Annotated in this window: 28 protein-coding genes; 4 read left to right on the plus strand and 24 right to left on the minus strand. The window is 70.9% G+C overall.

Features of this window, described 5'->3' with window-relative positions; translation table 11 throughout:
- Positions 1–39: 39 nt before the first annotated feature.
- From CKY47_RS00680 to eccB, 3 genes are read right to left on the minus strand one after another with little or no spacing between them, the layout of a single operon-like run.
- Positions 40–1,125, minus strand: a complete 1,086-nt coding sequence (locus CKY47_RS00680) for a WXG100 family type VII secretion target (protein WP_306743617.1) — start codon at positions 1,123–1,125, stop codon at positions 40–42.
- Positions 1,125–1,490 (minus strand): hypothetical protein, encoded by a 366-nt coding sequence (locus CKY47_RS00685; RefSeq protein ID WP_306743618.1) that lies wholly within the window; start codon positions 1,488–1,490, stop codon positions 1,125–1,127. The genes CKY47_RS00680 and CKY47_RS00685 overlap by 1 nt, the downstream gene beginning before the upstream one ends.
- A 58-nt stretch (positions 1,491–1,548) precedes the next feature.
- The gene (gene eccB / locus CKY47_RS00690; RefSeq protein WP_306743619.1) at positions 1,549–3,186 is read right to left on the minus strand and encodes a type VII secretion protein EccB; all 1,638 of its coding nucleotides are present in this window, start codon (positions 3,184–3,186) and stop codon (positions 1,549–1,551) included.
- Between the two features lie 128 nt (positions 3,187–3,314).
- On the opposite strand from eccB, the gene eccE reads away from it, so the two are divergent.
- The 4 genes from eccE (at position 3,315) to CKY47_RS00710 (ending at position 7,927) form a co-directional block, all read left to right on the plus strand.
- Positions 3,315–4,688, plus strand: coding sequence for a type VII secretion protein EccE (gene eccE, locus CKY47_RS00695; protein ID WP_371320593.1), 1,374 nt, complete (start codon positions 3,315–3,317; stop codon positions 4,686–4,688).
- The gene (locus tag CKY47_RS00700; protein WP_306743620.1) at positions 4,685–5,407 is read left to right on the plus strand and encodes a hypothetical protein; all 723 of its coding nucleotides are present in this window, start codon (positions 4,685–4,687) and stop codon (positions 5,405–5,407) included. Before eccE ends, CKY47_RS00700 begins: the two co-directional genes overlap by 4 nt.
- Before the next feature lie 251 nt (positions 5,408–5,658).
- The gene (locus CKY47_RS00705) at positions 5,659–7,218 is read left to right on the plus strand and encodes a S8 family peptidase (RefSeq protein WP_306743621.1); all 1,560 of its coding nucleotides are present in this window, start codon (positions 5,659–5,661) and stop codon (positions 7,216–7,218) included.
- Positions 7,219–7,468: 250 nt separating this feature from the next.
- Positions 7,469–7,927, plus strand: coding sequence for a Uma2 family endonuclease (locus tag CKY47_RS00710; RefSeq protein WP_306743622.1), 459 nt, complete (start codon positions 7,469–7,471; stop codon positions 7,925–7,927).
- On the opposite strand, the gene truA is transcribed toward CKY47_RS00710, so the two are convergent.
- The 21 genes from truA to rplX form a co-directional block, all read right to left on the minus strand.
- Positions 7,924–8,712 carry a tRNA pseudouridine(38-40) synthase TruA gene (gene truA, locus CKY47_RS00715; protein ID WP_306743623.1) on the minus strand — a complete coding sequence of 263 codons (789 nt, stop codon included), beginning with the start codon at positions 8,710–8,712 and terminating at the stop codon, positions 7,924–7,926. The genes CKY47_RS00710 and truA overlap by 4 nt on opposite strands.
- Before the next feature lie 59 nt (positions 8,713–8,771).
- Positions 8,772–9,344, minus strand: coding sequence for a 50S ribosomal protein L17 (rplQ, locus tag CKY47_RS00720; RefSeq protein ID WP_306743624.1), 573 nt, complete (start codon positions 9,342–9,344; stop codon positions 8,772–8,774).
- Between the two features lie 58 nt (positions 9,345–9,402).
- The gene (locus tag CKY47_RS00725) at positions 9,403–10,455 is read right to left on the minus strand and encodes a DNA-directed RNA polymerase subunit alpha (protein WP_306743625.1); all 1,053 of its coding nucleotides are present in this window, start codon (positions 10,453–10,455) and stop codon (positions 9,403–9,405) included.
- Between the two features lie 148 nt (positions 10,456–10,603).
- Positions 10,604–11,209: a 30S ribosomal protein S4 gene (gene rpsD, locus CKY47_RS00730; RefSeq protein WP_306743626.1), complete on the minus strand. Its 606-nt coding sequence runs from the start codon at positions 11,207–11,209 to the stop codon at positions 10,604–10,606.
- Between the two features lie 23 nt (positions 11,210–11,232).
- On the minus strand, positions 11,233–11,640 hold the full coding sequence (rpsK, locus tag CKY47_RS00735; RefSeq protein ID WP_015105236.1) for a 30S ribosomal protein S11: 408 nt from the start codon (positions 11,638–11,640) through the stop codon (positions 11,233–11,235).
- A 33-nt stretch (positions 11,641–11,673) separates the two neighbouring features.
- Positions 11,674–12,054 carry a 30S ribosomal protein S13 gene (gene rpsM / locus CKY47_RS00740; RefSeq protein ID WP_233825465.1) on the minus strand — a complete coding sequence of 127 codons (381 nt, stop codon included), beginning with the start codon at positions 12,052–12,054 and terminating at the stop codon, positions 11,674–11,676.
- A 242-nt stretch (positions 12,055–12,296) separates the two neighbouring features.
- A complete protein-coding gene (rpmJ, locus tag CKY47_RS00745) occupies positions 12,297–12,410 on the minus strand; it encodes a 50S ribosomal protein L36 (RefSeq protein WP_010148647.1) in 114 nt (37 codons plus the stop codon).
- A gap of 53 nt (positions 12,411–12,463) precedes the next feature.
- Complete coding sequence (gene infA / locus CKY47_RS00750) at positions 12,464–12,685, minus strand: translation initiation factor IF-1 (protein WP_005166804.1); 222 nt, start codon at positions 12,683–12,685, stop codon at positions 12,464–12,466.
- A gap of 222 nt (positions 12,686–12,907) precedes the next feature.
- Positions 12,908–13,375, minus strand: coding sequence for a DUF1707 SHOCT-like domain-containing protein (locus CKY47_RS00755; protein ID WP_306743627.1), 468 nt, complete (start codon positions 13,373–13,375; stop codon positions 12,908–12,910).
- Positions 13,376–13,460: 85 nt separating this feature from the next.
- Positions 13,461–14,237, minus strand: coding sequence for a type I methionyl aminopeptidase (gene map, locus CKY47_RS00760; protein WP_306743628.1), 777 nt, complete (start codon positions 14,235–14,237; stop codon positions 13,461–13,463).
- 47 nt (positions 14,238–14,284) lie between these two features.
- Complete coding sequence (locus CKY47_RS00765) at positions 14,285–14,836, minus strand: adenylate kinase (RefSeq protein WP_306743629.1); 552 nt, start codon at positions 14,834–14,836, stop codon at positions 14,285–14,287.
- Entirely contained in the window at positions 14,836–16,146 is a 1,311-nt protein-coding gene (secY, locus tag CKY47_RS00770; protein WP_306743630.1) for a preprotein translocase subunit SecY, read from the minus strand. Before secY ends, CKY47_RS00765 begins: the two co-directional genes overlap by 1 nt.
- A 584-nt stretch (positions 16,147–16,730) precedes the next feature.
- Entirely contained in the window at positions 16,731–17,174 is a 444-nt protein-coding gene (rplO, locus tag CKY47_RS00775; protein ID WP_306743631.1) for a 50S ribosomal protein L15, read from the minus strand.
- Positions 17,171–17,356 (minus strand): 50S ribosomal protein L30, encoded by a 186-nt coding sequence (rpmD, locus tag CKY47_RS00780; RefSeq protein WP_141980311.1) that lies wholly within the window; start codon positions 17,354–17,356, stop codon positions 17,171–17,173. Before rpmD ends, rplO begins: the two co-directional genes overlap by 4 nt.
- A 2-nt stretch (positions 17,357–17,358) precedes the next feature.
- Positions 17,359–17,964: a 30S ribosomal protein S5 gene (rpsE, locus tag CKY47_RS00785; RefSeq protein ID WP_015105247.1), complete on the minus strand. Its 606-nt coding sequence runs from the start codon at positions 17,962–17,964 to the stop codon at positions 17,359–17,361.
- 34 nt (positions 17,965–17,998) lie between these two features.
- Positions 17,999–18,397, minus strand: a complete 399-nt coding sequence (gene rplR, locus CKY47_RS00790; protein ID WP_306743632.1) for a 50S ribosomal protein L18 — start codon at positions 18,395–18,397, stop codon at positions 17,999–18,001.
- Between the two features lies 1 nt (position 18,398).
- The gene (gene rplF / locus CKY47_RS00795) at positions 18,399–18,938 is read right to left on the minus strand and encodes a 50S ribosomal protein L6 (protein WP_306743633.1); all 540 of its coding nucleotides are present in this window, start codon (positions 18,936–18,938) and stop codon (positions 18,399–18,401) included.
- Between the two features lie 16 nt (positions 18,939–18,954).
- On the minus strand, positions 18,955–19,353 hold the full coding sequence (gene rpsH / locus CKY47_RS00800) for a 30S ribosomal protein S8 (protein WP_306744514.1): 399 nt from the start codon (positions 19,351–19,353) through the stop codon (positions 18,955–18,957).
- A 128-nt stretch (positions 19,354–19,481) separates the two neighbouring features.
- Positions 19,482–19,667 carry a type Z 30S ribosomal protein S14 gene (locus tag CKY47_RS00805; protein WP_053715226.1) on the minus strand — a complete coding sequence of 62 codons (186 nt, stop codon included), beginning with the start codon at positions 19,665–19,667 and terminating at the stop codon, positions 19,482–19,484.
- Between the two features lies 1 nt (position 19,668).
- Entirely contained in the window at positions 19,669–20,232 is a 564-nt protein-coding gene (gene rplE / locus CKY47_RS00810; RefSeq protein WP_306743634.1) for a 50S ribosomal protein L5, read from the minus strand.
- Positions 20,232–20,546 (minus strand): 50S ribosomal protein L24, encoded by a 315-nt coding sequence (gene rplX / locus CKY47_RS00815; protein ID WP_306743635.1) that lies wholly within the window; start codon positions 20,544–20,546, stop codon positions 20,232–20,234. The genes rplE and rplX overlap by 1 nt, the downstream gene beginning before the upstream one ends.
- Between the last annotated feature and the right edge of the window lies 1 nt (position 20,547).

Raw genomic sequence — 20,547 nt, forward strand, 5'->3', positions numbered from 1 at the left:
CCCGGACGCCGGGGGCGGCCCTTCCCGCGTCCGGGGCGGTCAGTCCTCGCCGAGCACCGACGGCGCGGACTTCTTGGGCTTGCCGAACAACTGCTCGGTGGACCCGGCGAGCCGCACCTTCGCCCGGTGCTCCTTGTCGCCGCCCTGCTGGCCGCCCGCACCGCCCATGGCGCCCATCATGCCGCCGCCCACCACCCCGGCGCCGGTCCCGCCACCGGGGCCCGCCGGGCCGCCCGGGGCCGCCGCGGCGGCGGGCCTGGCCGCCGCCGGTTCCGCGGGCCCCGGCTCGGAGACCGCGGTGGAGCCGCCCGGCGACATCTGCTCCGGGGCGCCCCCGCCGGGAACGCCACCGCCGCCGCCGGGGACGCCACCGCCCGGCACACCCCCGCCGCCACCACCGGTCGGGGACCCGCCACCACCGGAGGCCGCGGCGGGCTCCGGGGCGGCCGGGGGCAGCCCCGGCGGGGTCGCGGTCTGCGGGGTCGCGGTCTGCGGGGTCGCGGGCGCGGCCCACGTCCAGTCCCGCTCGGGGTAGCGGTGCTCCATCGCCACGTCGGCGAAGTCGTCCGAGCCGGACACCCCGTCGCACAGCCGCAGGAACGCCTCCAGCACGTCGCGCACCGACTCGTGCAACTCCTTGACGGGGTCGTGCAGGTCGTCCAGGACCTCCACGACGCGCCGGTCGCCGTCCAGCGGCAGCGCCGCCGCGCCGGACACCGCCTCGGCCGCCTCGGCGAACACCCGCGACATGTCCTCGACGATGCCCCGGACGCCCTCGGCGGTCCCGTCCAGCGCCTCGCCCATGGCGTGCATGGCGTCGGACATGTCGTGCCCGGCCAGGCCGACCTGGCGCATGTGGTCGACGAACGCGTCGGCGTCCCGCCCCTGCCACGCCGAGTCGAGCTTGCCCAGCGGGCCGGTCAGGTCGCGCGTCACGTGCTCGGCGACGAGCCCCGCCCTGCGCCAGCGCCCGGCCTCGTCGTGCAGGTCGTCCCAGTCGCCCAGGACGGGCGCGAAGTAGTCGGCGACCAGGTCGCGCACGCCGAGCCTGCGGCTGATCCCGGAGAGGTAGTCGAGTTCCGCGCCCACCTCGGCGGCGATCCGCCCGCCGTCCCCGCCGCGCATCAGCCACCCGCCCCGTGCCGCTCGGCGCCCTTGATCAGCGCGACGGCGTCCTCGTCCTGGGCGCCGTAGTGCTCGGCCACCTCGTGCAGGCCCGCGGCGGCGGCGGTGAGCACCTCGCACGCCCGGTCCAGCTGCCGCTGGAGCAGCCCGGCCGCGCGGCCGTAGGACTCGGCGCTGCGCAGGGTCCGGCCCAGCTCGCCGAAGCTCCGCGGTCGCACCGGCGCGTCGCGCAGCTCCGCGCGGGCCCGCGCCAGCTCGCCGGCCGCCTCGTCGACGCGCTCCGCGTACAGCTCCAGCCAGCGCGGGTCGACCGACACCCGACCGGCGCTCGTCGACGCCACCGCGCCGCGTGGGACCTCGTGCACCACCGCACCTCCTGAGCCCTGTGACGGCGGCCGGCCCGCGCCGGTTCCGCCGGAGGGGTCAGCCGCCCTGCTTCTTCGCCTGCTCCTCCGGGAGCAGCCCGTTGTTCTTGGGCACCGGGATGGAGTCCCAGCTGCGCGCGGCGTCGTTGCGGTTGAGCTGCGGCCCGTTGGGCAGCAGCCGCAGGATCGACTCGGGTCCGGGCGTGAAGCCGTCCGCGCCGAGGCCGAGCGCGGCAGCCGTGGTCACGTCCGGCACGCCGTACTTCACGCCGCGGCCGGTGATCAGGTGGATCGGGCCGCTCGTGAAGTCCTGGGTGGACGTCGCGCTGCGCACCACGGCGGCCTTGCCGGGCGCCATCACGAACTGGCTCACGACCTCGCCGGTGGCGCCGACCTGGTTGATGGTCACCGGCACGACGCCCGACGGGACCGGCAGCGACGGCGCGATGGTCACCTTGGTGTGCTGCGACTTGTTGTCCGAGCCCACGTTCTGGGCCTGCCAGCCGAGGCACACGACGCGGTTGTTCTGGTTCGCCTCCAGCGTGTCCGGCACCTCGGTCGGGTAGTCGTCGAAGTCGAGCTGCTTGGTCGTCTTCGCGCTGTTGATCCGCGCGATGTCGACGCGCTTCGGGTCGGCGCCCTGCGCGTAGGCGGAGCGGATGAGGTCGCCGGCCGCCCTGCTGATCTCCTGGAGGCCGTCCCGGAGCGTGACGTAGAAGACCGGGTCCGCGCCGGTGCGCGCGACCTCGATCACGTCGCCGACCTTGAGGTTCTCGCCCTGGACGTAGGTCACGGCCTGGCCGCGGCCGTCGATCTCGGGCGCCACCAGCGGCTTGGCCTCGGGGATGGCGTTGAGCAGGCCGGAGCTGATGATGCGCGGCTTCTTCTGGTTCAGGTTGAGCGCGGTGAGGACCTTGGCGTCGGCCAGGTCGACCTTGGCCCGCACGGTGGAGGTCGAGGTCACCTTCGAGTTCACCGGCGCCTTGTAGATCAGGTACGCCTGCTTGTCGTCGGTGGCCGCGCGCACCAGCAGCGCCCGGTTGCCGTCGAGCAGCTCGCCGCCACCGCTGTAGCCCGCGAGCACGGTGGTGGTGAACTTGTTGTTCGCCGTGGGGTCGTTCAGGGACTCGTCCAGCGTCAGCGTGTCGCACACCGACCAGTCCGAGCCGATCCGGTCGGCCGGGGCGGGCAGCACGTCGGGACCGTCCGGGATGCCCGTCAGCCGGCCCTTGGCCAGCTTGGACAGGGCCTTCTCGGTGACCAGCTTGGGCTCGCCGCCCGCGACCTGGGGGGCCTGGTTGACCGCGCCGGCCGCGGCGTCACCGCCGGCCTGGGCCTCGGTGCCGCTGTCCGGGTTCTGCTGCTGGAGCAGCAGCAGCCGCGCGGAGGCGAGGTTGGTCATCGGGATCAGCGTGCGGGGCGAGCCGCCGCGCACCACGTAGACCTGGCCGGTCTCCTTGGAGATGGCGATCTGCGTGTCGTCGGTCACCTGCGGGTCCGGCGAGAAGAAGCCGAAGATCAGGAAGCCGATCAGGCCGATGACGCCGAGGAGGACCCCCACCGCGGTCGCGCGCGAGTGCGTGCGCATCGGGTCGTGCAGCATCACCGCGTCCCTGCGCACCAGGGCGGACTGCATCCTGCGCAGCACGAAGCGGTAGGCCTGGACCTGTGACTTGGTGGTGGGTGTTGATGCCATTCTCGGCTCGCTGCTCTCCCAGTCGCGGTACGGTCTGCACGATAGCCGGACGGCGGGTGGTCCGTGTGCGGGTTGGTGAACCCGGTCGGTCCACCCGGCGCACGCCGACGGAAAGAGAACCAGATCGGATGTCGGTCACTACTCCGCCTCCGGGCACACCACCCGTGGGCGCGGCTCCCCGCCCGGGCGGCCCGCCCACCCCCGCGGGGGCACGTCCGCAGGCCGCCGGCAACGCCGTGCGCGCCGCCCTGCTGAAGGCCCGTCGCCGCACCGCCGGTTCGAGCCTGGGCGCACTGCCGGTCGCCAACCTGGTCGTGCTGGAGGTCGGTGTCGCGATCGGCCTGGTCCTGCTGGCCGTCGGCGCCACCGGTGACGGCGTCGAACCCGTCCCGATGTACATCGCGGCCGGCGTGGTGCTCGTCGCCCTCGTCCTCGCGTTCGCCCGCTCCCGGGGCCGCTGGCTGACGCAGTGGATCAACCTCGTGGTGCGCTACAACTTCCGCTCGCACACCCGCGCCGCCAAGCGCAGCGGCCCGGTGGAGATGAAGCCGCCGTCGGAGGAGGAGAACTCGGTCATCGGCCCGGAGGACCCGAGGGTGGCGCTGCTGCGCCTCGCGGTGCCGGACCTGGTGATCGCCAAGGGCGTGGACCACGAGCGGCGCCCGCTGGGCATGGCGTGGCACCAGGGCGCGTGGACCGCCGTGCTGCTGGTCGACCCGGCGCCGGGCCTGATCACCGCGGTGGGCAGCGCGCCGTCGCTGCCGCTGGGCGCGCTGGCGCCCACGCTGGAGGACCGCGGCGTGGTGCTGGACTCGATCTCGGTGATCTGGCACTGCTACCCCGGAAGCGCCGCGCTGCCCGCGAACTCGCCCGCGCTCAACTCGTACCTGGAGGTGCTCGGTCCGCTGCCCGCGGCGGCCCGGCGCACCACGTGGATCGCCGTGCGGCTCGACCCGCGGCGGTGCGCGGCGGCCATCAAGGAGCGCGGCGGCGGCGTCGTGGGCGCCCACCGCGCGCTGATCGGCGCGCTGTCCCGGGTGCGCAACGCGTTGGAGTCCGCGGGCGTGTCGATCCGCCCCCTCGACTCCGACGAGCTGATCCGGGCGGGCATCTCCGCGGCCGAGCTGACGGCGGTGGCGGGCTCGAACAACCCCGTGGCGCTGCGCGAGAAGTGGAAGGGCGTGACGGCGGGCGGCGTGGGCCACGCGAGCTACGCCATCACCGGCTGGCCGTCGAAGGGCATGCGCAACAACCTCAACGCGCTGACCGGCGTGCGGGCGCTGTCGTCCACGCTGTCGATGACGATCTCGCCGAGCAGCGAACAGGGTCAGGTCGGCCTGCGCGGCCTGGTGCGGGTGAGCGCTCGGACGCCGTCCGAGCTGGACCGCGCGGACGACAAGCTCAAGGCGCTGGCGGACAAGCTCGACATCACGCTGACCCCGTTGAACGGCCTCCAGGTCTCCGGCCTGGCGGCGACGCTGCCGCTGGGAGGTGTGGCGTGACGAACGCGCGCCTGTTGGACTCGCACGGCCGGGGCGTCGCGCCGGAGTTCCTGGTGTCGCCGCAGCTGCTGGACGTGGTGAGCCCGTCGGGCGACCGCGGCGGCATGGTGCTCGGCTCCGGGTTGCAGGGCGAGCCGCTGACGATCTCCGTGCTGCGGTCCGCGCCGACCCGCATGGTCGTCGTGGGCGGGCTCTACCTGGCCCGCCAGATCGCGTTGCGCGCCATGGCGACGGGCGCCTGGATCACCATCGCGACGGGCCGCCCGGCGGCCTGGCAGCCGGTGGTGCGGGCGGCGGGCGCGGGCGCGGACGGCCGCCCCTCGCCGCTGGTGCAGCTGCGCCGGCTCAGCCCGGTGGAGCTGCCGCGGCCGTCGGAGGACAGCCCGCTGCTGGTCGTGCACGACGGCGGCCACGTGCCGCAGGAGCTGTTCCCGCCGCGGTCCCCGTGGCAGACGACGATGTACGTTCTGCCCTATTTGCACCCGCAGGCGGCGAACACCGCGAATTCCGCGGACCTGGTGCTGCTCCAGCGGTTGCCGGTCGGCCAGGCGCAGTTGGCGTCGCAGATCTGGCGGTTGCCGCCCCAGATGGCGCACCAGCTGACCACGCTCAAGGACGACCAGGTCATCGCCCTCGGCACGAACCTGTGGCGCCCCCTGCGGCTGGTCACCACCCCCGGTGAGCAGCAGATCCTGGGTGCCGTCCGCCGCGGCGACTGACCCGCCCCGGACACCGCCGCGCCCCTCGGACCACCGGTCCGGGGGGCATATTTTCGCACTCTCGTCCAGTCACTCTCCGCAGCAATTCGTTCACAGCGCGAATAAAACTGTGGAGGAGCCATTTGTCGGCTGTTCCGCGCAATTCCTTGCGCGCCCACCCGCGGGAGAACTAGGAACGACTTCACCGTGTTCGGACGGTATCGGGGGCGACACCGTCCGAACACACACCCTGTGAAGAGGAGACCCCGCCCATGGGAGACGTTCGCACGTCCTGGACGAGACGGCCGGCCGGTGTCGGGCTGGCCACGGGCACGGTGTTCGCGGTCACCGCCGCGCTGACCACCTTCACCGCCGCCGCCGAGGGCGACATCCGCGGCCTCGGCGCGCCGAACGCGGTCAAGGACAGCTACATCGTCGTGCTCAAGGACGTGGGCACGAGCAGCGCGAGCGCGCTCGGCGCCAAGTACCGGGCCGACGTGAAGCACACGTACACGTCGGCGCTGCGCGGCTTCTCGGCGACGATGACCGAGGCGCAGGCGCGCGCGCTGGCCGCCGACCCGTCGGTGTCCTACGTCCAGCAGGACGCGGTGGTCACCATCGCGGGCACGCAGGCGCCGACCCCGTCGTGGGGCCTGGACCGGGTCGACCAGGCCGCGCTGCCGCTGGACAACTCCTACACGTACCCGAACGAGGGCGAGGGCGTCACCGCCTACATCATCGACACGGGCATCCGCTCCTCCCACGGCGACTTCGCCGGCCGCGCCACCAGCGGCCGCGACACCGTCGACAACGACGACGACTCCAGCGACTGCAACGGCCACGGCACGCACGTCGCGGGCACCGTCGCGGGCACGGCCCACGGCGTGGCCAAGAAGGCCAAGCTGGTCGGCGTCCGGGTGCTCAACTGCGCCGGCTCCGGCACCTACGCGGGCGTCATCGCCGGCATCGACTGGGTCACCGCGAACGCGGTGAAGCCGGCCGTGGCCAACATGTCCCTCGGCGGCGGCGCGGACGCCACGGTCGACCAGGCCGTGCGCAACTCCATCGCCTCGGGCGTGACCTACGGCGTCGCCGCGGGCAACAGCAACGGCGCGGACGCGTGCAACTTCACCCCGGCGCGCACCGCGGAGGCGATCACGGTCGGCTCCACGACGAGCACCGACGCCCGGTCGTCGTTCTCGAACGTCGGCACCTGCCTGGACATCTTCGCGCCGGGCACGTCGATCACCTCGGCCTGGCACACCAACGACACGGCCACCAACACCATCTCGGGCACGTCCATGGCGACCCCGCACGTCGTCGGCGCGGCCGCCGTCTACCTGGCCGCCAACCCCACCGCGACCCCGCAGCAGGTCCGCGACGCGCTGGTGAACGGCGCCACCAACGGCGTCGTCACCGACCCGCGCACCGGTTCGCCGAACAAGCTGCTGCGCGTCGTCGGCGACGTCGTCCAGCCGCCCGGCGGCTGCGAGGCGAAGACCAACGACGCCGACGTCGCCGTCCCGGACCTGGGCACCGCGTCCAGCCCGATCGTCGTGGCCGGCTGCGCCGGCAAGGCGTCCGCCACCTCCCGGGTCGAGGTGCACGTCAAGCACTCGTACCGCGGCGACGTGGTGATCGACCTGGTCACGCCGAGCGGCTCGGTCAAGCAGCTCAAGGTGCAGTCGGGCACGGACAGCGCGGACAACGTCGACGCCACCTACGCGGTGAACCTGTCGGCGGAGAACGCCAACGGCACGTGGAACCTGCGCGTGCGCGACGCGTACAGCCAGGACACCGGGTACATCGACAGCTGGACCCTCGACCTCTGAGACCAGCGGCGCAGTAGCGGCCAAGCGGCCCCGAACCGGTACCACCGGTCCGGGGCCGCCCCCGTTTCACCTGGCCAGGGACTCGCAAGCCCCACCGGGGCGGTGGCACGGTCATACTCATGTCGATCCTGGAGGTGGAGATGTCCGCCGCTCTGCGGCACCCGGTCGGCCCGCACACCGTCGACGAGTGGCCGGCCCTGCCCCCTGCGGAGGACGGCGCTCGCACCGAGCTGATCCTGGGTGCCTCCACGTGTCTCCCGCGCCCTCCGGCGAGCACCAGCTCGCCGCTCACCGACTCGCCCGCCTCATCGAGGACGCCGTGGAGGATGCCGGCCGAACGGACCTGTACGTCGTCCCCGCGGTGGACGTGAAGATCTCCTCGGAGCTGCGCACCGCGCCGACACCGGACGTCGTGGTGCTCGACCGGAGACCAGCCGGTGTCAGCCTTCCCGCGGAGGCACTGGCACTCGCGGTGGAGGTGTGGTCGCCCGCGAACAGGCAGGCCGGACGCGGAGCGAAGATGTGGGCCTACGCCGAGGCGGGGGTCCCGTTCGTGTGGACCCTCGACCCGAGGCACGGGTTGATCGCCCACCGCCTCGACCAAGGCGTCTACGTGCCGGAGAACGTCGTCACGACCGGCGAACCGGTGACGATCACCGCCTCACCCGTCACCGTCGAGGTGGACCTGGCGCGGCTGATCGCCTTCTAGGCCGTCGCCACCCGCACGTTGCGCGTCACGGCCGCGCGCGCGGCCAGTTCGTCGTCCGCCGGGTAGTCCACCCGGACGAGCGACAAGCCGTGCGGTGGGGCCACGGTGACCGCGCTCGACCTGGCGGTCAGCGACAGCAGCGACGCGGGCCAGCCCACCGGCTTCCGCCCCTCCCCCACGGCCAGCAGCGCGCCCACCAGGCTGCGCACCATCGAGTGGCAGAACGCGTCCGCCGACACGAACGCCGTCAGCACGTCCCCCTCGCGCTCCCACACGAGCCGCTGGAGCTCGCGGATGGTCGTCGCACCCTCGCGACGCCGGCAGAAGGCGCAGAAGTCCCGCTCCCCCAGCAGCAGCGCCGACGCCTCGTTCAGCGCGCCCAGGTCCAGCGGGCGGGGCCAGGACAGGGTGTCCAGCCTCCGCAGCGGGTGCGCGCCGGACGGGGCGTCGGTCACCCGGTACTCGTAGTGCCGCCTCAGCGCCGCGAACCGGGCGTCGAAAGCGGCGGGCACCACCCGCGCCGAGAACACCCGCACGTCCGGCGGCAGGGCCCGGGCCAGGCGCTTGGGCAGGGCGGCGACGTCCACCGACGACGGCAGGTCGGCGTGCGCCACCTGGCCCGCCGCGTGCACGCCGGCGTCCGTCCTCCCCGCCACGGTCAGCGAGACGTCGTGCCGCAGCACCGTGGACGTCGTGTCCTCCAGCACCCCGCACACCGTGCGCCGACCGGGTTGCCGCGCCCACCCGGAGAAGTCCGTGCCGTCGTACGCCAGGTCCAGGCGCACGCGAACGAGCCCGTCACCCCCGGTGGGGGCGACGGGCTCGTCGGTGAAGTGCTCGTCCGTCAGGACTCGTCCTTCTTCGCCTGCGGCTCGGCGGACTCGTCGTCGGCGCCCTCGGCGGGCTCCTCGGTCGCGTCCTTGGTGGCGGACTCGGGCGCCTCGGCGTCCTGGTCCTCCACCTCGTCGGCCTTGGTCTCCTCGGCGGCCGGAGCCGCCTTGGGGGCCTGGTCCTTGGCGAACTTCGTCTTGCGGGCGCGCTCCGCCTCGGAGGTGACGGTCTGCTCCGCGACCAGCTCGATCACGGCCATGGGGGCGTTGTCGCCCTTGCGCGGCAGCGTCTTGGTGATGCGGGTGTAACCGCCGGCACGCTCGGCGAACTGCGGGCCGATCTCGGCGAACAGCTTGTGCACGATGTCCTTGTCACGGATGACCTTGAGGATCTCGCGACGGTTGTGCAGGTCGCCGACCTTCGCCTTGCTGATCAGCTTCTCGGCGTACGGGCGCAGCCGCTTCGCCTTGGCCTCGGTCGTCGTGATCCGACCGTGCGTGAACAGGGACGTGGCCAGGTTGGCCAGCATCAGCCGCTCGTGGGCCGGCGAGCCCCCGAGACGCGGTCCCTTGGTGGGGGTGGGCATCGAATTGCTCCTCGGATTTCTTCCTGATCCTCTGCTCCGGGCCGGCCGCTAGCGGCCTTCAGAGCTGCTCGGTCTCCGCGTAGTCCTGGCCGTCGTCGTGGGAGTCCACGGTCGTGTCCGCGCCCCAGCCCTCGGCGGGGTAGTCGGACGCGGCGGCCGACGGGTCGAACCCAGGGGGGCTGTCCTTCAGCGCGAGGCCGAGGCCGACGAGCTTCATCTTGACCTCGTCGATCGACTTGGCGCCGAAGTTGCGGATGTCCAGCAGGTCCGCCTCGCTGCGCGAGACCAGCTCGCCCACCGTGTGGATGCCCTCGCGCTTGAGGCAGTTGTACGACCGGACGGTGAGGTCCAGGTCCTCGATCGGCATCGCGAACGCCGCGATGGTGTCGGCCTCGGCGGGCGACGGTCCGATCTCGATGCCCTCGGCGTCGATGTTCAGCTCGCGCGCGAGGCCGAACAGCTCCACCAGCGTCTTGCCCGCGGACGCGACGGCGTCGCGCGGCGTGATGGAGGGCTTGGTCTCCACGTCGAGGATCAGCTTGTCGAAGTCGGTCCGCTGCTCGACACGGGTGGCCTCGACCTTGTAGGTCACCTTCATGACGGGCGAGTAGATCGAGTCGACGGGGATGCGGCCGATCTCGGCACCGGCCTGCTTGTTCTGCACGGCGGGGACGTAGCCGCGACCGCGCTCGACCACGAGCTCGATCTCCAGCTTGCCCTTGCCGTTCAGGGTGGCGATGTGCAGGTCGGGGTTGTGCACGGTGACACCGGCCGGGGGCACGATGTCGCCGGCGGTCACCGCACCCGGCCCCTGCTTGCGCAGGTACATGGTCACCGGCTCGTCCTCCTCGGAGCTGACGACCAGCTCCTTGAGGTTGAGGATGATGTCGGTGACGTCTTCCTTCACACCGGGGACGGTCGTGAACTCGTGCAGCACGCCGTCGATGCGGATGCTGGTCACGGCCGCGCCGGGGATGGACGACAGCAGGGTGCGGCGGATGGAGTTGCCGAGGGTGTAGCCGAAGCCCGGCTCCAGCGGCTCGATGACGAACCGGGAGCGGGTCTCGTTGACCGCTTCCTCGCTGAGCGAGGGGCGCTGGGAAATCAGCACTGGGTTCTTCCTCTTCTACTACCCCGACGCCCGCTATTTGACGCCGTGGGATGCCGGTCGCGGAGACCGGCGAACGCGTGCGGCACACCATTCCGTGCCGTCGCGGGACCCGACTGGAGGGGCCTCGCGAGAGGCCCCTCCAGGAGGATCACTTCGAGTAGAGCTCGACGATCAGCTGCTCGGTGACGGGCGTGTCGATCTGCGCCCGCTCCGGCAGCTGGTGGACCAGGATGCGCAGGTTGGACTGCACGACCTGGAGCCACGCCGGGATCGGCCGGTCGCCGAACGACGCGCGCGCGGCCTCGAAGGGCAGCGTGGGCAGCGACTTCGGCTTCACGTCGATGATGTCGAACTTCGACACCTGGTAGCTGGGGATGTTCACCTTCTGGCCGTTGACCAGGAAGTGGCCGTGGCTGACCAGCTGGCGGGCCTGGCGACGGGTGCGCGCGAGACCGGCGCGGTACACCACGTTGTCCAGGCGGGACTCCAGGATCTGCAGCAGGTTCTCACCGGTCTTGCCGGTGCGGCGGACCGCTTCCTTGTAGTAGCGGACGAACTGCTTCTCCAGCACGCCGTACGTGTAGCGGGCCTTCTGCTTCTCCTGGAGCTGGAGCAGGTACTCCGACTCCTTGATGCGACCGCGGCCGTGCTGGCCGGGCGGGTAGGGACGGCGCTCGAACGCCTGGTCCCCACCGACGAGGTCGACCTTGAGGCGACGCGAGATGCGCGTGGCCGGTCCGGTGTAACGAGCCATGGTGTCTTACTCCTCCCCGTGCCTCAGACCCGGCGCCGCTTGGGCGGGCGGCAGCCGTTGTGGGGCTGCGGGGTCACGTCCTGGATGGTGCCGACCTCGAGGCCGGCGGCCTGCAGCGAACGGATCGCGGTCTCGCGGCCGGAGCCGGGACCCTTCACGAACACGTCCACCTTGCGCATGCCGTGCTCGGCGGCCTTGCGCGCGGCGTTCTCCGCGGCCATCTGCGCGGCGAAGGGGGTCGACTTGCGCGAGCCCTTGAAGCCGACGTGGCCGGCGGAAGCCCAGCTGATCACGTTGCCCAGCGGGTCCGTGATGGACACGATGGTGTTGTTGAACGTGCTCTTGATGTGGGCCTGGCCGTGCGAGACGTTCTTCTTTTCCTTGCGCCGGACCTTCTTGACCCCGGCGCCCGTGCGGGACTTGGGTGGCATCTCTGGGTGATCTCCTACGTAGTACGCGAGGTGTTACTTCTTGCCGGCCTTCTTCTTGCCCGCCACGGTCTTCTTCGGACCCTTGCGGGTGCGCGCGTTCGTCTTGGTGCGCTGCCCGCGGACGGGCAGGTTGCGACGGTGGCGCAGACCCTGGTAGGTGCCGATTTCCATCTTGCGGCGGATGTCGGCCTGAACCTCGCGGCGGAGGTCACCCTCGACCTTGAAGTTGTTCTCGATGTAGTCCCGCAGCTTCGCCAGGTCGGTGTCGCCGAGGTCCTTGACCCGGAGGTCGGGGGACAGCTCGGTGGCGGTCAGCACTTCCTTGGACCGCGTGCGCCCGATGCCGAAGATGTAGGTCAGCGCGATCTCCAACCGCTTTTCGCGGGGGAGGTCGACGCCAGCGAGTCGTGCCATGCGGCGCTTGCTCCTAACAGTGGTGTCGCTCCAGGTCTGCTCCTCGCCCGGTCCCGGGACTGACTCGCTGTGCCAGTGTCCGGTCGCTCTCACGACCGGGTGTCCCGGCCCCGGCCTGGAGTCCGGGGGTGTGCCAGGGGACGTGCGGGTGGTGGTGCGCCCGCGCGCGTCCCCGGCAGGTGCGAGGAGGCTTGCTTGCTGGTCGCGTCCCTGAAGACTCGACTAGTGCCGGTTGGCTCTGGTCAGCCCTGGCGCTGCTTGTGGCGCAGGTTCTCGCAGATGACCATGACCCGGCCGTGACGGCGGATCACCTTGCACTTGTCGCAGATCTTCTTGACGCTCGGCTGGACCTTCACGCCTGAGCTTCTCCTGCGTCAGCCGGCGCGCCCCTGCTTGAGCGCGCCGGAGGTCACTTGTAGCGGTAGACGATGCGCCCGCGGGACAGGTCGTAGGGCGAGAGCTCCACGACAACCCGGTCCTCAGGGAGGATGCGGATGTAGTGCTGACGCATCTTGCCGCTGATGTGTGCCAGGACCTTGTGACCGTTCTCCAACTCGACGCGGAACATCGCGTTGGGAAGCGGTTCTACTACGCGGCCCTCGACCTCAATGGCCCCGTCCTTCTTGCCCATGTCCTCCGCGTTTCGTGACGGTGGGTGTTTCTTCGGAGTGCGGGCACGCGCTGCCCCGACTCCGCGGTAAGGCCCTTGGCGAACCCTGCCCACCGGGGCGAACCCCAGGCATGGCGGAACCGGCGCGACGTGTGCGCCACCGCTCCATACTACGCGCGTCCGCGCCCGTGCCCAAATCGAGCGCCGTCGAAGACCGTCCGACGCGCTTCGTCGCAGGTCAGGTCACCTGCGGGTGGTCAGCCACACCGAGCCGAGGACCGAGCCCGGGACCAGCGCCACCCACAGGAACCACGGGTACGCGAAGCCGTTCCCGCCCAGCACGCTGACCAGGAACCAGACCACGAGGTTCACCGCGCTCACGCTCAGCCAGAGCGTGGTGAGCACCCGGAGCACCGTCCGGCCGACGCCGGCCCGCCTCCCCGGCGGGAGGGGCGCCGGGGACGGCGGGGCCGCGGGCGGCGCGAGCGGGAGCGGGGTGGGCAGGAGCGGGGTGGGCACCTGCGGGAGGTCGGCCGTCAGGGCGGCCAGGTCGCCGCGCGTCCTGGCCTGCCAGGCGTGGACCACGCGGGCGTCGAACTCCTCCAGGTCGAGGCTGCCGTCCGCGTGGGCGCGGCGGAGCCAGTCCTGGACCAGTTCGCGGTCGGGGTCGGAGGCGCGGAGGTCGCCGGGGCGCACGGGCGGCTGCGTCACGCACCCATGGTGGCGCGGCGGGAGCCGGGGCAGAAGGGGGCCGTCCCCCGGGAAGTTCGGTGGGCGCGGGTCCCGCGCCCACCGGTCAGCCCTCGTCGGGGGCGGTCAGCACCCAGGGGCCGTCGTCCGTGATGGCGACGGAGTGCTCCCAGTGCGCCGCGCGCGAACCGTCGGCCGTGACGACGGTCCAGCCGTCGTCCAGCTCCACCGTGCTCTCGCCGCCCAGCGTCAGCATCGGCTCGATGGCGATGGCCATGCCGACCTTCAGCCTCGGGCCCTTGCCGGGCTTGCCGTGGTTCGGCAGGAACGGGTCCATGTGCATCTTGGTGCCGATGCCGTGGCCGCCGTAGCCGTCCACGATGCCGTACTCGATCCCGTGCTCCTCGCCCGCCAGGATCGTGGCCGACTCGATGGCGAACGAGATGTCGCTCAGCTTGTTGCCGGGCACCGCGGCGGCGATGCCCGCCTCCATCGACCGCCTGGTGGCCTCGGACAGCTTCAGCTCGGCGTCGCTCACCGCGCCCACCGCGAGCGTGACGGCCGAGTCACCGTGCCAGCCGTCGAGGATGGCGCCGCAGTCGATCGAGATCAGGTCGCCCTCGGCGAGGACCTGCGTCCGCGCCGGGATGCCGTGGACCACCTGCTCGTTCACCGACGCGCAGATCGACGCCGGGAAGCCGTGGTAGCCCTTGAACGACGGGACCGCACCGGCGTCGCGGATGCTCTGCTCCGCCAGCTCGTCCAGCTCGGCGGTGCTGACCCCGGCCTTGGTGTGCGCGGTCAGCAGCGCCAGGGTGCGCGCCACGACCAGCCCGGCGGCCCGCATGGCCTCCAGCTGGCCGCGGCTCTTGATCTCGATCATGCGGTCACGACCGGGGAGCACGCGGCGCAGGGCATCGACGACACCGTTCACTTCACGTCGCGCAGCGCGCGGAGGGCGCGCTCGCTGATCTCGTCCACGTCGCCCACCGCGTCGATCGAGACGACGATGTCGGCGTAGTGGTCGAGCAGCGGCGCGGTCTCCGTGCGGTACACCTGCTGGCGGTGCCGGATGACCTCTTCCTTGTCGTCCGTGCGCCCGCGGGCGAGCAGGCGCTCGACCACGACGTCCTCGTCGATCCGGAACTCCAGCACCGCGTCGAGCGCGTGCCCGGACGCGGCGAGCATCTCGCCCAGCACGCCCGCCTGGGCCACGTTGCGCGGGAAGCCGTCGAGCAGGAACCCGCCCGTGGCGTCCGCCTGGGCCAGCCGGTCGCGGACCATCTCGTTGGTCACCTCGTCCGGCACGAGCTCGCCGGAGTCCAGGTACTCCTGGACCTCCTTGCCGAGATCGGTCTGCCGGCTGATGTGGGCGCGGAAGAGGTCCCCCGTGGAGATGTGCGGCACGCCGAGCTTGGCGCTGAGGACCAGGGCCTGCGTGCCCTTGCCCGCTCCGGGCGGGCCGACGAGAACGAGTCGCACTAGCGGAGGAACCCTTCGTAGTTGCGCTGCATGAGCTGGCTCTCGATCTGCTTCACGGTGTCGAGGCCGACACCGACCATGATCAGCACCGCCGTGCCGCCGAACGGGAAGTTCTGGTTCTGGCCCTGACCGGTCAGGTCGAGGAACAGGTTCGGCAGGATGGCGACGATGCCCAGGTAGAGCGAGCCCGGCAGCGTGATCCGCCCCAGGACGAAGCGGAGGTACTCGGCGGTCGGTCGACCCGGTCGGATGCCCGGGATGAACCCACCGAACTTCTTCATCTCGTCGGCGCGCTCGTCCGGGTTGAACGTGATGCCGACGTAGAAGTACGTGAAGAAGACGATCAGCAGGAAGTAGAGCGCGATGTGGATCGGGCTCGACTGGCTGACCAGGTGCGTCTGGACGAAGGTCTGCCACCAGCCGGGGGCGGAGCCGTCGTTCGAGGTGGTGAGCCGCGAGATCAGGTCGGGCAGGTACAGCAGCGACGAGGCGAAGATGACCGGGATGACACCGGCCTGGTTCACCTTGAGCGGCAGGTACGTGGACGTGCCGCCGTACATCCGCCGGCCGATCATGCGCTTCGCGTACTGGACCGGGATGCGGCGCTGGGCCTGCTCGACGTAGACGACGCTGGCGATGATCAGCAGTGCCGCGATGCAGACCAGGAAGAAGGTCAGGCCGCCGCGGTCCCAGATGATCTTGCCCTCGATCGGGATGCGCGCCGCGATGCCGCAGAAGATCAGCAGCGACATGCCGTTGCCGATCCCCTTCTCGGTGATGATCTCACCGAGCCACATGATCACGCTGGTGCCGGCGGTCATCACGACCACGAGGACGACCAGGTTGAAGATGCTCTCGTCGGGGATGACGGGGACGTCGCAGTTCTGGAAGAGCTGGTCGCGCACGGCCAGGGCGATGATGCCCGTGGACTGGAGGACCGCCAGCGCGATGGTCAGGTAGCGGGTGTACTGGGTCAGCTTGCCCTGACCCGCCTGCCCTTCCTTCTTCAGCTGCTCGAACCGCGGGATGACCACGGTGAGGAGCTGGACGATGATGCTCGCGGTGATGTAGGGCATGATGCCCAGCGCGAAGATCGACAGGTTCAGCAGCGCGCCGCCGCTGAACAGGTTGATCAGCGAGTAGATCCCCTGCTGGTCGACCTGCTCGATGCACTGTTTGACGTTCTTGAAGGAGACGCCCGGCGCGGGCATGGTCGCGCCCAACCGGTACACCACGACGATCCCCAGTGTGAAGAGGATCTTCTTCCGTAGGTCCGGCGTCGCGAGAGCCGAGCGGAATGCGCCGAGCACGCGAACCTCCATCAGCGTTGCCGCCCCACTGGGGTCGGCATCTCTGCGGTACCGGCTGTGTTGCCGGCACAGTCTTGCGGGCATACCGCCGACACTCGCCGACGGTGGCGGAAGCGACGGGTAGCCGCGACCGACCCGGAGGACATCCGGGTTCAGCCCGCGACTTTAACAGCCGCGAGGCCGATCGCCGTAGCCAGTCGTCCTTCACACTTCGTACCTGATCGACTACGGCGGTCTACAAGCCCCCGAACGGATCAAGTTCCGATGCTTCCGGCCGGTCGCGCGGACCGGCGGTCCTCCACGGGGGCGCCACCGGGTCGGCCGAGGGGGCGTGGTGCGCCCTGAGGACGGCCGTGCGGGCCTTTCCGGGGCGCGCCGGGCCCGTTGTGGGCCGGAACACGCCGGAGGGGACTGCGGGGCACGTGGGGCGGTGTCGGTGCCGGCCCGCGAAACCCGTTACGCCCTGGGCGAACAGCGTCTCGGACGGGCCCGTCCGCCGGGTTGACCGTTAAAAAGCCGCGCCCGTGACGCGGACCGGCCCCCGGAGCGGGAGGCTCCGGGGGCCGTTCGCGTGCTGGTGCGGTCTAGAGCACCGTGTGCGTGCCGCCGGCGGCGGCGATCTTCTCGACCGCGCTGCCCGAGAACTTGTTCGCCACGACGTCGACCTTCACGCCGTTCAGGTCACCGTTGCCGAGGACCTTGACGAGCTCGTTCTTGCGCACCAGGCCCGCGTGGATCAGGGCGTCCACGTCGACGCGGCCACCGTCCGGGAAGACCCGGGCGATGTCGCCGACGTTCACGACCTGGTACTCGGTGCGGAACGGGTTGCGGAAGCCCTTGAGCTTCGGCAGGCGCATGTGCAGCGGCATCTGGCCACCCTCGAAGCGCGGGGAGACGTTCTTCCGCGCGCCGGTGCCCTTCGTACCGCGACCTGCCGTCTTGCCCTTGGAGCCCTCACCGCGACCGACACGGGTCTTCGCGGTCTTGGCGCCGGGGGCCGGACGCAGGTCATGGATCTTGATGGTCACGACTGGACCTCCTCGACGACCACCAGGTGGCGGACGGCCTGGATCAGGCCGCGCACCTGCGGCGTGTCCTCGCGGACCACCGACTGGCGGATCTTGCGCAACCCCAGGGTCCGGAGGGACTCGCGGTGGTTGTGCTTGGTACCGATGCTGCTCTTGACCTGGGTCACCTTGAGCTGGGCCACGGTCACACCGCCCCTGCACGGGCGCGGAGCATGCCGGCGGGAGCCACGTCCTCGAGCGGCAGGCCGCGGCGGGCGGCCACCTCCTCGGGGCGCTGGAGGCCCTTCAGGGCCGCCACCGTGGCGTGCACGATGTTGATGGCGTTGTCCGAGCCCAGCGACTTGCTCAGCACGTCGTGGACACCGGCGCACTCCAGCACCGCGCGGACGGCGCCACCGGCGATGACACCGGTACCGGCCGACGCCGGGCGGAGCAGGACGACACCGGCCGCCTTCTCGCCCTGGACCGGGTGGGGGATCGTGCCCGCGATGCGGGGGACACGGAAGAAGTTCTTCTTCGCCTCCTCCACACCCTTGGCGATCGCCGCCGGCACTTCCTTGGCCTTGCCGTAGCCGACACCGACCATGCCGTCGCCGTCGCCGACCACGACGAGGGCGGTGAAGCTGAAGCGACGACCACCCTTCACGACCTTGGAGACGCGGTTGATCGCGACCACGCGCTCCAGGTGCGGGGTCTTCTCCTGGGCCGCGCCGCCGCGGCCGCCATCACGACGGTCGCGACGCTCTCCGCGCTCGCCCCCGCCGCCTTCGCGACGCGTGCGTCCTGGCATCAGGCGTCCCTCTCAATTCCAGTGATCTGCATTGTCAGAACTCCAGCCCCGCCTCGCGGGCGGCGTCGGCCAGAGCCGCGATCCGGCCGTGGTAGGCGTTGCCACCGCGGTCGAACACGACCTTGGTGATGCCGGCCTCCTTCGCGCGGGCGGCGGCCAGCTGGCCGACCTTCGCCGCACGGGCCTTCTTGTCGCCGTCGACCGCGCGGACGTCCGCCTCGACCGAGGAGGCGGCGGCCAGGGTGTGGCCGGCCAGGTCGTCGATGATCTGCACGGTGATGTGCTTCGACGACCGGTGCACCGCCAGGCGCGGGCGCTCCGCGGTGCCGCTGACCTTCTTGCGGAGGCGGAAGTGACGACGGGTCTTGGAGACGCGGCGGGTGGTCGAGATGTCCTTGCCCACCGGCTTGCGCTTGGTTGCAGTCTCGCTCATGTCACTTACCCGTCTTTCCGACCTTGCGGCGGATCTTCTCGCCCGCGTAGCGCACGCCCTTGCCCTTGTACGGGTCGGGCTTGCGCAGCTTGCGGATGTTGGCGGCGACCTCGCCCACGAGCTGCTTGTCGATGCCGGCCACGGAGAACCGGGTCGGGGTCTCCACCGCGAAGGTGATGCCCGCGGGGGCCTCCACCTTCACCGGGTGGCTGTAACCCAGGGCGAACTCCAGGTCCGAGCCCTTCAGAGCCACGCGGTAACCGACGCCGTGGATCTCCATCTTCTTCTCGTAGCCCTGGGTCACGCCGACGACCATGTTCTGCACCAGGGTGCGCGACAGGCCGTGCAGCGAGCGGCTGCGGCGCTCGTCGTTCGGGCGCTTCACCTCGAGGGTGCCGTCGTCGGCCTTCTCGATGATGATCGGCTCGGCGAGGGTCAGCGACAGCGAGCCCTTCGGGCCCTTCACGCTGACGTCCTGGCCCGCGATGTTCACGTCGACCCCGGAGGGGACGGTGATCGGCAGCTTTCCGATGCGCGACATAGCTAGTCCCCCTTCCTCACCAGACGTAGGCGAGGACTTCCCCGCCCACACCGGACTTGTTGGCCTGGCGGTCGGTCATGAGACCACCAGAGGTCGAGATGATCGCGACGCCAAGACCACCGAGCACCTTCGGCAGGTTGGTCGACTTCGCGTAGACGCGCAGACCGGGCTTCGACACGCGGCGGAGACCCGCGATGCTGCGCTCCCGGTTGGGGCCGTACTTCAGCTCCACGACCAGGTTCTTCGCGACGTCGCCCTGCTCGTCGCGGTAGCTCGCGATGTAGCCCTCGCGCTTGAGGATCTCGGCGATGTTCGCCTTCAACTTCGAGTGCGGCATCACGACCTTGTCGTGGTAAGCCGAGTTCGCGTTCCGCAGACGAGTCAACATGTCTGCGATCGGGTCGGTCATCGTCATGGTGACCTGGTCAACCTTTCTCACTGCGGTTCCCCAGCCAGGGTCCGAGCCGGCCCCGGGGGGCCGGCTGGTCGTGGACGGGCCTACAGCGAAGTGAATGATCTAGAAAACCTGCCGCCGAGCCGGACTTACCAGCTGGACTTGCTCACGCCGGGCAGCTCGCCCCGGTGGGCCATCTCGCGGAGGCAGATCCGGCACAGGCCGAACTTGCGGAACACCGAGTGCGGGCGACCGCAGCGCTGGCAGCGGGTGTAACCCCGCACCTTGAACTTCGGCTTGGCCGCGGCCTTGTTGATCAGCGCCTTCTTGGCCATGTCAGTTCTCCCTGAACGGGAAGCCCAGCTGCTTGAGCAGCGCGCGGCCTTCCTCGTCGTTCGTGGCGGTGGTGACGACCGTGATGTCCATGCCGCGGGGGCGGTCGATGGCGTCGGGGTCGATCTCGTGGAACATCGACTGCTCGTTGAGACCGAAAGTGTAGTTCCCGTTGCCGTCGAACTGCTTGCCCGAGAGGCCGCGGAAGTCGCGGATGCGGGGCAGCGCGATCGTCAGCAGCCGGTCCAGGAACTCCCACATGCGGTCGCCGCGCAGCGTCACGCGGGCGCCGATCGGCATGCCCTCGCGCAGCTTGAACTGCGCGATGGACTTGCGGGCCCGGCGGACCTCGGGGCGCTGGCCGGTGATGATCGCGAGGTCCTTGACGGCGCCCTCGATCAGCTTGCCGTCGCGGGCGGCGTCACCGACACCCATGTTGACGACGACCTTCACCACGCCGGGGATCTGCATGACGTTGGCGTACTCGAACTGCTTGCGCAGCTCCGCGACGATCTCCTCGCGGTAGCGCGCCTTCAGCCGGGGGATGGTCTTCTCAACGGTGGTCATCAGATGTCCTTCCCGTTACGACGGGAAATGCGCACCCGCTTGCCCTCGTCGTTCGTCCGGTAGCCCACGCGGGTCGGCTTGCCGTCCGAGTCGACCACCATCACGTTCGACACGTTGATGGGGGCTTCCTGGGTCACGATGCCGCCCGACTGCGCGCCACGCTGGGTCTGGGTGACCCGGGTGTGCTTCTTGATGCGGTTGACGCCCTCGACCAGGACGCGGTTCTCAGCGGGGTAGGCCTGGATGACCTTGCCGCGAGCACCCTTGTCCTTGCCGGCGATAACCACGACGGTGTCGCCCTTCTTCACCTTCATG

The sequence above is a fragment of the Saccharothrix longispora genome, from assembly GCF_030852425.1.
GTDB classification, from domain to species: domain Bacteria; phylum Actinomycetota; class Actinomycetes; order Mycobacteriales; family Pseudonocardiaceae; genus Actinosynnema; species Actinosynnema longispora.

What these genes read in the sequence shown, in the direction of transcription:
- CKY47_RS00680 (WP_306743617.1), bottom strand. Translation starts at nt 1,125, where the DNA reads ATGCGCGGCGGGGACGGCGGGCGGATCGCCGCCGAGGTGGGCGCGGAA.
- eccB (WP_306743619.1), bottom strand. Translation starts at nt 3,186, where the DNA reads ATGGCATCAACACCCACCACCAAGTCACAGGTCCAGGCCTACCGCTTC.
- eccE (WP_371320593.1), top strand. Translation starts at nt 3,315, where the DNA reads ATGTCGGTCACTACTCCGCCTCCGGGCACACCACCCGTGGGCGCGGCT.
- CKY47_RS00705 (WP_306743621.1), top strand. Translation starts at nt 5,659, where the DNA reads ATGGGAGACGTTCGCACGTCCTGGACGAGACGGCCGGCCGGTGTCGGG.
- rplQ (WP_306743624.1), bottom strand. Translation starts at nt 9,344, where the DNA reads ATGCCCACCCCCACCAAGGGACCGCGTCTCGGGGGCTCGCCGGCCCAC.
- rpsD (WP_306743626.1), bottom strand. Translation starts at nt 11,209, where the DNA reads ATGGCTCGTTACACCGGACCGGCCACGCGCATCTCGCGTCGCCTCAAG.
- rpsK (WP_015105236.1), bottom strand. Translation starts at nt 11,640, where the DNA reads ATGCCACCCAAGTCCCGCACGGGCGCCGGGGTCAAGAAGGTCCGGCGC.
- rpsM (WP_233825465.1), bottom strand. Translation starts at nt 12,054, where the DNA reads ATGGCACGACTCGCTGGCGTCGACCTCCCCCGCGAAAAGCGGTTGGAG.
- infA (WP_005166804.1), bottom strand. Translation starts at nt 12,685, where the DNA reads ATGGGCAAGAAGGACGGGGCCATTGAGGTCGAGGGCCGCGTAGTAGAA.
- map (WP_306743628.1), bottom strand. Translation starts at nt 14,237, where the DNA reads ATGATCGAGATCAAGAGCCGCGGCCAGCTGGAGGCCATGCGGGCCGCC.
- rpsE (WP_015105247.1), bottom strand. Translation starts at nt 17,964, where the DNA reads ATGCCAGGACGCACGCGTCGCGAAGGCGGCGGGGGCGAGCGCGGAGAG.
- rplR (WP_306743632.1), bottom strand. Translation starts at nt 18,397, where the DNA reads ATGAGCGAGACTGCAACCAAGCGCAAGCCGGTGGGCAAGGACATCTCG.
- rplF (WP_306743633.1), bottom strand. Translation starts at nt 18,938, where the DNA reads ATGTCGCGCATCGGAAAGCTGCCGATCACCGTCCCCTCCGGGGTCGAC.
- rpsH (WP_306744514.1), bottom strand. Translation starts at nt 19,353, where the DNA reads ATGACGATGACCGACCCGATCGCAGACATGTTGACTCGTCTGCGGAAC.
- CKY47_RS00805 (WP_053715226.1), bottom strand. Translation starts at nt 19,667, where the DNA reads ATGGCCAAGAAGGCGCTGATCAACAAGGCCGCGGCCAAGCCGAAGTTC.
- rplE (WP_306743634.1), bottom strand. Translation starts at nt 20,232, where the DNA reads ATGACCACCGTTGAGAAGACCATCCCCCGGCTGAAGGCGCGCTACCGC.
- rplX (WP_306743635.1), bottom strand. Translation starts at nt 20,546, where the DNA reads ATGAAGGTGAAGAAGGGCGACACCGTCGTGGTTATCGCCGGCAAGGAC.